10 protein-coding genes are annotated in these 9,900 nt (G+C 46.0%); 6 read left to right on the top strand and 4 right to left on the bottom strand.

Annotation, left to right across the window (positions count from 1 at the left end; translation table 11 throughout):
• Window positions 1–220 precede the first annotated feature (220 nt).
• On the bottom strand, window positions 221–694 hold the full coding sequence (ilvN, locus tag ABCW45_RS11255; RefSeq protein ID WP_117505587.1) for an acetolactate synthase small subunit: 474 nt from the start codon (window positions 692–694) through the stop codon (window positions 221–223).
• A gap of 12 nt (window positions 695–706) precedes the next feature.
• Window positions 707–2,329 (bottom strand): biosynthetic-type acetolactate synthase large subunit, encoded by a 1,623-nt coding sequence (ilvB, locus tag ABCW45_RS11250; protein WP_117566307.1) that lies wholly within the window; start codon window positions 2,327–2,329, stop codon window positions 707–709.
• A gap of 364 nt (window positions 2,330–2,693) precedes the next feature.
• Here ilvB and ABCW45_RS11245 point away from each other — a divergent pair, with 364 nt between their 5' ends.
• Together ABCW45_RS11245 and ABCW45_RS11240 are read left to right on the top strand one after the other, a co-directional pair.
• Complete coding sequence (locus ABCW45_RS11245) at window positions 2,694–3,383, top strand: hypothetical protein (protein WP_117566306.1); 690 nt, start codon at window positions 2,694–2,696, stop codon at window positions 3,381–3,383.
• Between the two features lie 201 nt (window positions 3,384–3,584).
• On the top strand, window positions 3,585–3,818 hold the full coding sequence (locus tag ABCW45_RS11240; RefSeq protein ID WP_117471062.1) for a hypothetical protein: 234 nt from the start codon (window positions 3,585–3,587) through the stop codon (window positions 3,816–3,818).
• 287 nt (window positions 3,819–4,105) lie between these two features.
• Here ABCW45_RS11240 and ABCW45_RS11235 read toward each other — a convergent pair whose 3' ends face one another.
• Window positions 4,106–4,489, bottom strand: a complete 384-nt coding sequence (locus ABCW45_RS11235) for a metal-dependent transcriptional regulator (RefSeq protein WP_117471063.1) — start codon at window positions 4,487–4,489, stop codon at window positions 4,106–4,108.
• A gap of 400 nt (window positions 4,490–4,889) precedes the next feature.
• Between ABCW45_RS11235 and ABCW45_RS11230 the strand changes: the two genes are divergently transcribed.
• From ABCW45_RS11230 to ABCW45_RS11220, 3 genes are all read left to right on the top strand, one after another.
• Window positions 4,890–5,171: a DUF2325 domain-containing protein gene (locus ABCW45_RS11230; RefSeq protein WP_015555087.1), complete on the top strand. Its 282-nt coding sequence runs from the start codon at window positions 4,890–4,892 to the stop codon at window positions 5,169–5,171.
• A 135-nt stretch (window positions 5,172–5,306) separates the two neighbouring features.
• Window positions 5,307–5,894, top strand: a complete 588-nt coding sequence (locus ABCW45_RS11225; protein ID WP_343220858.1) for a DUF3793 family protein — start codon at window positions 5,307–5,309, stop codon at window positions 5,892–5,894.
• A gap of 82 nt (window positions 5,895–5,976) precedes the next feature.
• Window positions 5,977–6,411, top strand: a complete 435-nt coding sequence (locus ABCW45_RS11220; RefSeq protein WP_343220857.1) for a flavodoxin — start codon at window positions 5,977–5,979, stop codon at window positions 6,409–6,411.
• A gap of 363 nt (window positions 6,412–6,774) precedes the next feature.
• On the opposite strand, the gene ABCW45_RS11215 is transcribed toward ABCW45_RS11220, so the two are convergent.
• Entirely contained in the window at window positions 6,775–8,085 is a 1,311-nt protein-coding gene (locus ABCW45_RS11215) for a hypothetical protein (protein WP_117471065.1), read from the bottom strand.
• Between the two features lie 416 nt (window positions 8,086–8,501).
• Here ABCW45_RS11215 and gdhA point away from each other — a divergent pair, with 416 nt between their 5' ends.
• Entirely contained in the window at window positions 8,502–9,854 is a 1,353-nt protein-coding gene (gdhA, locus tag ABCW45_RS11210) for an NADP-specific glutamate dehydrogenase (RefSeq protein ID WP_117505228.1), read from the top strand.
• The last annotated feature ends 46 nt before the right edge of the window (window positions 9,855–9,900 follow it).

The following is a 9,900-nucleotide window of genomic DNA, read 5'->3' as shown; positions in this document are numbered from 1 at the left end:
GGTATTATTATTTTGGAACTTCAACATAATGATGCCTCCTTTCGTTGTATTGCCTACAAATAGGATAGCACATTTTGTTGAAGTTTCTTTATATTATTTTATCTAGCACAACAGGTTAATTTAGTATAAACAAAGTTTATTGTGATACTTGATTCGATTTAGAAAAGACCGAAGATGTTTGACGAAAAATATACGGCAAACAATTTCAGGTCTTTTATACTCAGTCTTTCGACATACAGATCGTACCCGTCCGCTGAAGCTCCAGAATACCAAAGCTTCTCACAAGTTCAATAAAATCTGTGATCACATCAGGAGCTGCATGAAACTCGATGACCATGCTCTTTGGGGAGACGTGAACGATCTTGGCGCCCATGACGCTGCAGAGTTCGATCAATGAGCTGCGGTTTGTCGCGGAGTAGGAGACTTTGATGAGCATCATCTCCAAGAGGACGCTGCGGGTCTCCTCAAGACGGCGGACTTTGATCACGTCCAGTTTCTTGTTTAAGTGTTTCTCAATCTGATCGACAGTGCGCTGGTCGCCGGTGGAGACGATGGTCATGCTGGAAATATCATGGCGTTCCGTCTCGCCCACGGCCAGACTGTCGATGTTGAAGCCTCTTCTCGCGAAAAGACCGGATATCTGGGAGAGAACACCGTCTTTATTTTCTACAAGTACAGAAAAAATACCTTTCATCTTGCGTTCTCCTTATTTTGTGTTGTTGTGGCTGTCGACTTCGCAGACCATGATGCAGGCGTTATCGCAGGCAAGGAAACGGTCGAGTTCCGCGTCGAGAGTCTCGTTGCTGTCGCAGTGGAAGTAGTCCATATCGTAGGCAGCGGCGATTTTGGCATATTTCGGATAATCGTAGAGCTGGACACCGAAATAATGTTCCTCGTAAGTCTTTTCCTGATGCTCGCGGACGAGACCGAGATAGTGGTTTCTCATGACAAGGATCTTTATCGGAACCTTGTTTACTGCGATGGTTCCAAGTTCGTACATGGACATCTGGAAGGAACCGTCACCGCAGACAACAACGACCTGATTGTCCGGCGTACACATCTTCGCTCCGATTCCGGCCGGGATGGAGTAGCCCATGGTTCCCATACCGCCGCTTGTGAGGAAACGGCCGTTCTTCATCACATAGTTGTCGGCAGACCAGAGCTGGTTCTGTCCGACATCTGCAACATAGATCGCGTCATCGTCCATCTTCTCGGAGAGATGCTGGACTAAAAGCATCGGATTTACGAGTTTATCACTGAAGACACGGTGGTCTACCGTACTTTTTTTGATATCCTGAAGTGTCTCGATCCAGTTTGTGGTATCGATGGAAATATTCTCCTGTAGCAGGCGGTCGAAGATACTCTTGATATCACCGACAAGCGGGATCGTAGGTCCGAGGTTTTTGCCGATCTCGGCGGTATCGATATCGATGTGGATGATATTGACCTGCTGTTCCAGATTTTCCGGCTTGGGAACGGCACGGTCGGCGATCCTCGCGCCGGCAATGATCAGAAGGTCACTGTTTGCCACGGCACGGTTTGCATAGGGTTTTCCGTTATTTCCCAGCATTCCGAAGTACAGCGGGTGGTTTTTCGGCATAACGCCGATGCCCATCATCGTTGTTACAAGCGGGATATTGTTCTTCTCACAGAACTGGCGGACACACTCCTCACCGTTTCCGAGGATCACACCGCCGCCGGCACAGATCAGAGGCTTTTTCGCTTTATTGATCGCAGCAACTACTTTATGCATCTGCGGATTGTTTCCCTTTGTGTTTGGCTTGTATCCGCGGATATTGACCTCGGACGTGTAGTCGAAGGACTTCTTTAAGAGGTCGATCTGGACATCACACGGGATATCGATGAGGACCGGTCCTTTTCTTCCTGTGGAAGCGATGTAGAAAGCTTCCTTAAAGATGCGCGGAATATCGTCGGCGCTCTTTACAAGATAGCTGTATTTTACGAAGGATTCGGTGGAACCACGCATATCTGCTTCCTGAAATACGTCACGTCCTAAGAGATTGGAGTTTACCTGCCCGGTGATTGCGATTAACGGAATACTGTCGGCGTAGGCCGTTGCCAGCGCCGTGATCAGATTTGTCGCGCCAGGACCGGAAGATGTGACGCAGACTGCGGCCTTTCTGGAGATGCGGGCATAGCCGCTTGCGGCGTGTCCGGCCGCCTGCTCCTGACGGACAAGGACATGCTCGATGGTTCCGGCATTATATAAGGCCTCATAGAATGGGGAAATCGCAACACCCGGATATCCGAAGATCCTGGTTACGCCCTCCTCCTCGAGGCATTTGACCATAGCTTCTGCACCATTCATAATAACTTAAAATACCCCCTCAAGTAAGCGTTTAAAAGATGTCTGGGGGCAAAAAAATGATGATTTTGCCCTTTAAAATCTTTGAAGATAGTTAATAAGAATTATATCGCATACTGAGAGGGGATGTCAATGTGGAAAGGTGTGGATGTCCATGTATTTTGCCAGTGTTTTGCCGCTTTTTCATAAGAGAAGTGTAAGAGAGGATTCGTTGCATTTCGGGACAAGATAGGATATAATGAGATGTATGCGTAAAAAGGAAAAATGTGTTCGAAAGGAAAAGAACCCATGGAGGTCAGAAGCTGTGCTGCTTAAAAAGAAGTCAGTACAAAATGGAAACAAAAGGATCGTATAGAGGTGAATCACTATGAAAAAATCAATCAAGACAGCTATTTTCGCATGCGTCTTCGCGGTGGCTTTCCAGATTACGGCTTTTGCCGGATTTTCCTGGAGAGTTGAGAGCGCGGACAGCTCCTACGTGGGGACGACGAATGTGACTGTGACGAATACATCGGGAAAGAAAGAGGCGGAAGACGCGCCGATCGTGCGGAAGGGCGCGGTGGTGACGTTTACAGAGGCGGCTGCCAGCGCGACATATACCGTGAAGGCATATGACGGAATGGGAAATCCGATCAGGGATTTTAATGCGTCTCTTGGAACGATAAAAAAAGGTGGAACACTTCAGTATACACTGGACTGGAACGCGAGAAAATCCGAAGGAAAGTCTTCCTACACCGGACAGGCAGGCGTTTTTGAGATCCAGGCGAAGGATTCCGACGGAAAGACCTGGAGACAGAGATTCGTGATCAACAATGTCTGCGCATCGGGCGTTCTCTCCAATATGTATCTCTACAGCAAAGGCACGTTCTACCAGTGGAAGAGCAATTCCAAAGGCTGGTGGGTGGACAAGAAGTCCGGCGGATACCTCACAAACGCCTGGTTCCAGTCGCCGGTGAGCGGACTCTGGTACTATATGGGCGCCGATGGGTATATGCTGACGAACACGACGACACCGGACGGATATAAGGTGAACGCCAGTGGTGTGTGGGTGAAATAAATAGAGGTCCCGAGGAACTGATATTTTCTGTTTGTTGGACGAAAAATAATTTTACTTAATAGGAAAGATTCTCAATAAAGATATTCCATTTTCTTATAAAGAGAGTATGATGAAAGCAGTTAGAAATAACTAACATGCGGTCACGAAAAAGAATGCAGCCGCTTTAATAATACTCCTCCGGGAGGGAAATGGAGCAGAATCATGGGAAGATTTTATCAGCTTTCAAAGAAAATTTCGGAACAGGAAGTATCAGAGATCATGCGGGAAGTGCTGGAACTCCCGGAGATTAAAGATGCAGAGATCGTCGATGGCAAGGTCAGAGTTGAGACGAAGGACAATGTGTTTGCCGACGTGATGAGTACCGTTGTGAATATTTTCCGCCGTGTGGCAGGTGGATGTGAGCTGTCCTTTGTGGGATTTGCTTATAAAGATTGATCGGAAATCAAAATCTGAAATGTGAAAAGTGCAGGATCATGGACAAAGATAGTACATGGTCTCTGCGCTTTTTTCTGGCATAGAGAAGACCGTGCACGGCAGGTGCTGAAAGGATATTTGCATGAAAAGCCCTGCTCGGGTGACTTTCGTGAGTCTCCCAAAAATGCAGCACATTCAGCCTGATCTGCACATAAAAATAATGCTGGAAACACAAAAGATGTGTTCCCAACATTTTCAAGGGATCATCATAATAACGCTGAAACTGTTGGCAGATCGTTCCAGATGCATTAATTTTTCTCTTCGGAAGAATATTTTTTGATATGTTCTTTGATTGCAGCGAAGCTCTCCGCACTGATATCGTGTTCGATCCGGCATGCGTCGTCGAGAGCGGTCTGCTCGCTGACACCGAGGTCCATCAGCCATTTGGAGAGGGCTGTGTGGCGCTCGTAGATCGTTTCCGCGATCCGGCGGCCTTCATCGGTCAGTGTGATATGTCCCTCGTCATTTACCAAGATCAGGTTGTTGACCCGGAGATTCTTCATTGCGACGCTGACGCTGGGTTTGGAGAAGCCGAGCTCAGTTGCGATATCGATAGAACGCACATACGGCTGTTTTTCGCTTAACATTAAAATAGTCTCAAGATAGTTTTCAGCAGATTCCTGGATTTTCAAGTAATTACCCCCATATATCGTGTAACGTGGTTAGAAACTTTTCAGCGCATTGATGTACGAAAAGCCGTCATAAAAAAAACACAGCCGTGCAATAAGTTCAGCACAAGCCTGTAAACGCCGGAAAGTTATAACATTGTCCGTGATCATTATCAGTTAAACGGAACCTTGTTATTCTTCATTTTAGTATAGCATAATCCGTGAAATGAGTCAAAGTCTATTCTTCCTTTTGAGAAAAAATAACAGTAAATGGGGTGAGAGTTATTCTTATACAAAATAATTAGCTGCAACTAATATAATGGGAAAAACTCTCAATTACAGATATTGACAATGAAGTTAGTTTATGCTAACCTAGTAGCATCAGTTAGGCGGATCTAACCCTTGAGCAAAGGAGGAAAAATTCATGAGCGTTGTTATTATTGGCGGACATGACCGTATGGTCAGACAGTATAAAGAAATTTGTGAAAATCATAAATATAAAGCGAAAGTTTTTACCCAGATGAAGACAGGGCTTGATAAACTGATCGGAAGACCGGATCTTCTGATTCTGTTTACCAACACCGTATCCCACAAGATGGTGCGCTGCGTATTAGATGAGGTGGATGAGAACCGTACTGATATCGTCCGCTGTCATACAAGCAGCGGCACAGCGCTTGCTGAGATTCTTGAAAAGCACAGTGCATAAACCGGAACTGCCGGTGGGATAATGTGATGAGAAAACAGGCAATAATCCGGCAGACCTGCACATTTACTGTGATGACAGTAAGAAAGCACAGGCCGGAAGGCACGGAATCATTATGATGGAAAGGCGGTATGACGTATGAGCGAAGAGATCTTCGGGGTAGTACAGAAGCTCCCGGTCAATGGAACGAAGAAGCAGGTAGTTTTACAGTGTGCACCGCTTCTCACAGGCATCAAATTATCGAATCTTTTAAATGTGCGTGCAGATCAGAAAGAAGAAGTGTTCAAACTTTTTGAAGGATCACCGGTATGCTGCCGGGTTCTCTATGAATTCCGCGGCAGATTGTCGATCCTGCTTTACCGTCCGGGAATACTCAGGGCATACCTGGAACGGGAGGATGTAAAACGGTTAATGGCGTCCTTCGGATATGAGGACCTAGGTCTTGAGGAAACTTTGGACCGCATCGCGGAAGGTTATCAGGAGCACATGGACGGAAAACTGGGATTCCCCCATGAGATCGGTCTTGTTCTCGGGTATCCGCCAGTGGATGTAGAGGGATTCATTAAGAAGGGCGGCAGAGATTTTCTATATTCCGGATATTGGAAAGTGTATGGAAACCTGGAAGATGCGTTAAAGACATTTGAGGCATATGACCGGGCGAGAGATTATGTGATCTCCATGACCGGAAACGGAAACGAAATCAGGGATATCCTGGCGGCATCCTAAGTACCGCCGGTTCCAATAATAAAAAAGCGGTGGACGGCGAGGTCCGGATTACCGCAAAACAAATTTCAGGAGGAAATAAAAAATGGATAAGGTTATTGTTGCATACTGGTCTCAGACAGGAAATACAGCTGCTATGGCTGCAGCCATCGGCGAGGGAATCACAGAAGCAGGTAAGGAAGCTGTTGTTACAGACATCTCTTCCGTATCTATGGATGATTTACAGGCAGCATCCGCATTCGCACTTGGATGCCCGGCAATGGGAGCTGAGGTTCTTGAGGAAGGCGAGATGGAGCCGTTTGTAACTGAGGTTGAGGCATTTGCATCCGGCAAGAAGATCGGTCTGTTCGGTTCCTACGGCTGGGGAGACGGTCAGTGGATGAGAGACTGGGAAGACAGAATGAAAGCTGCTGGCGCTACGGTTGTAGGCGGCGAGGGTGTTATCTGCCAGGAAATTCCGGATGATGAGGCTCTTGAGAACTGCAAGGCACTTGGAAAAGAGCTTGCTGCATTAGCATAAGATATATTTAAAGTAACTGTTCAGTAGGTCTGCGCACTTGCTGCGCTGACCGTAAGAAAACATAGGCTGGAGGGCAAAAATCCCATCAGCGAAGCTGATCTGGAATGGATTTTTGCGTGTAACTATGAAGGTACTGAATAGTTACTATTTAAATAAGAATGTTCTGACATAAACATAAAAGATGCCGCCGGGAAAGGATGCAGTCCCGGCGGCGTTTTTTATGGTGCTATATGTCTGAAAGAAGCTGCCGATCATCACGAGTGACCACTTCAGCGCAAAAATGTACTTTGACATACTCTTACAGGTGATACAAAAGACCGTACCCCGCATGAAATGTGGCGGAGAGTGGTCTTTTATAATAGCCTAGAAGAATGTCCGTATAAAGTTGTTCTTGCAGAACCGGTACTGTCTCGTCGGCCGTCCTTTGCCTTCCTGCTTCTGGGATTCGATCTCTTCTATTAAATTGGAATCCAGAAGCTGCTGTAAAATACGGTTGCAGCTGCGGCTCGTGATGTTGAGCCACTGGGACAGGGAGGCGGCTGTCATGATCGTGTCCTTATCCATCTGAAAGAGACCGACGATCTTTAAGAGATTGCTCTCATTGATCCCATTGCTCTGGGAATAGTCCAGCGCTTTTGTGTTGGAATAGCTGTAATTTAAGGATCTCGTAAGAGAGAGCGGGCCGGTGAGGGCATTGTCCTCGCCGGAGATGACAAAACCGTCATTCTTTCCGTATTTGACAGCCTCCTGCAGGGCAAGATCTGCCTGATAATGACTCTCACCGAGAGATTTTCCGAATCCGGCGCCGAGACGGAATTCCAGATCGCCTTTCTGATCCAGAAAAGCGATGAGATCCTGGATACGGCTGAAGCTGCTCTTGTAGAGATCACTGTCGAGATCCAGCTCAAACCGGTTGGAGACTGCGTGAAGTGAGAAATCGTACGCGTACTCTTTTCGAAAATCAAGAAGATATTTGTGAAGGGTGATCTCCAGATATTCCCGGTCCTGTGAGGAGATATTATCCGGATAGACAAGCTTTATGAGGATCACGAGCTTGTTGAGCTGGTTCTTCTGTTTTAAGCGGATAGAATTGATTGCGTGCCGGATGGAATCGCGGACCATCTCCTCCGTGGGGAGAAAGTGGATATAGGGGATCTGAAGCTTGTTGAGAACCTCCAGCTGGTTTGTGGTCCGCGTGAACATCATGTCGATCTTTTTACTTTCCCAGAGCTCCACAGCCCGCTCTTTTAAGGTTTCATAGTTATAGACAGGATTTTCAAAGCAGTAAGGCATATGTTCCGGATCCAGATATTTCTTTAAATTCATAAAATCATTTACCGGAGTCAGAAAATCAATATAGAGTCTGTTTAGCGGAACATCCGGGTAATGGATTACAAAATTTAACAGGATGGACAGCAGAGTCTTTTCAGTATAGGAGATAAAGGTACATGGGACCTTCAGATCATCCACATGGGTCAGAATATAGGAGTAACCAAGTTCCCCGGAGAAAAACAGCACATCGGAGATGTCCTTACACTGTTCGTATATGTCTTTAATTTCTTCCAGATTTTCGTAAACGTACCTGTGAAATACACATCCAAAGTCGTTGTGTTCGATCGCTTTATCGATGACAGCCATTGATTTTAAAGGACTTATGATACTGATGCTGATCATGGCCGAACCTCCCTTTTTTATATAAGGACATGCTATTAATGACAGGCATGTCGATAAATCAGCTTTTATAAGAATCGTACCACAGATTGTTGACAAAGTCAAAAGGGTATGTTAGAATAAAGACAAATAAAGGACGTAAGCAAAATGAGTCCCAAATAAATCAAGAGATTTGTAAGATTTGTATTGAGGGAAATGCGAAAGCTTCCAAATCGCGAGATACAGCGAGAAATCCTGTATACATAGTGAAAAACAACGTATTATATATGATATTTAAACTATATATACAAAAGATACAAAAGCTTTCTCGGAGATCCAATTAAGGACTTGATTTGGGGTTCATGAGCAGGGAAAAGTCTTTTATTGGTGCAAAATGGCACAGGGGTTTAAGAACCAACATTTAAGGAGGTATTTGCGAGATGAGCAAGTATGTTGAGAGGGTAATTGAGGACGTAAAGACTAAATATGCTAACGAGCCGGAGTTCTGCCAGACTGTAGAAGAAGTATTATCTTCCTTAGGTCCGGTTGTAGATGCACATCCGGAGTATGAGAAGGTTGCCCTTCTTGAGAGAATGGTAATCCCGGAGAGAGTTATCGAGTTCCGTGTTCCGTGGGAGGATGACAACGGAAACATTCATGTAAATACAGGTTACCGTGTACAGTTCAACGGAGCAATTGGACCGTACAAGGGAGGTTTAAGATTCGCACCGAGCGTAAACCTTTCCATCATGAAATTCTTAGGTTTCGAGCAGACATTCAAAGACAGCTTAACAACACTTCCGATCGGCGGCGCTAAGGGTGGTTCCGACTTCGATCCGAACGGCAAGAGCGATAGAGAAGTTATGAGATTCTGCCAGGCATTCATGACAGAGTTATATCGTCACATTGGTCCGGATGTCGATGTTCCGGCTGGTGACCTTGGTGTTGGCGGACGTGAGATCGGTTATCTGTTCGGTCAGTACAGAAAACTCAGAGGTGCTTACGAGAACGGCGTATTAACAGGTAAGGCTCGTTCCTTCGGTGGTTCCTTAATTCGTCCGGAAGCTACAGGTTTCGGTGCTGTTTACTACCTTGAGTCTGTTATGAAACATGAGCATGACACATTAGAGGGTAAGACAGTTGCAGTTGCTGGTTTCGGTAACGTAGCTTGGGGCGTTGTACAGAAATTAGCTGAGTTAGGTGCTAAGGCTGTTACACTTTCTGGCCCGGATGGATACATCTACGATCCGGACGGAATTACAACAAAAGAGAAATTCGACTTCATGCTTGAGATGAGAGCTTCTGGACGTAACAAAGTTCAGGACTACGCTGATAAGTTCGGCTGCAAGTTCGTAGCTGGAGACAAGCCGTGGGGCGAGAAAGTTGATATCATCATGCCGTGTGCTACACAGAACGATGTAGACCTTACACAGGCTAAGAGAATCGTTGCTAACAACATCAAGTACTACATCGAAGTTGCTAACATGCCGACAACAAACGAAGCTCTTAGATTCTTAATGGATCAGAAGAACATGGTTGTTGCTCCGTCTAAGGCTGTTAACGCTGGTGGTGTTCTTGTATCCGCTCTCGAGATGAGCCAGAACAGCGAGAGAATCTCCTGGACAGCTAAGGAAGTTGATGATAAGCTTCATCAGATCATGACAGAGATCCATGATGGTTCTGCTGAGTGCGCTGAGAAGTATGGCCTTGGCTACAACCTGGTTGCAGGTGCTAACATGGTTGGCTTCCAGAAGGTTGCAGATGCTATGATGGCTCAGGGTATCGCTTGGTAGTTTGAAGCGAGTCTCAAATATGACAGCTTCCGATTTGCGAAAACTG

The organism is Pilosibacter fragilis (assembly GCF_032490495.1).
Lineage (GTDB): Bacteria > Bacillota > Clostridia > Lachnospirales > Lachnospiraceae > Pilosibacter > Pilosibacter fragilis.
The sequence above is the reverse complement of the archived record's forward strand: the minus strand, read 5'-3'. Positions and strand labels throughout refer to the sequence as shown.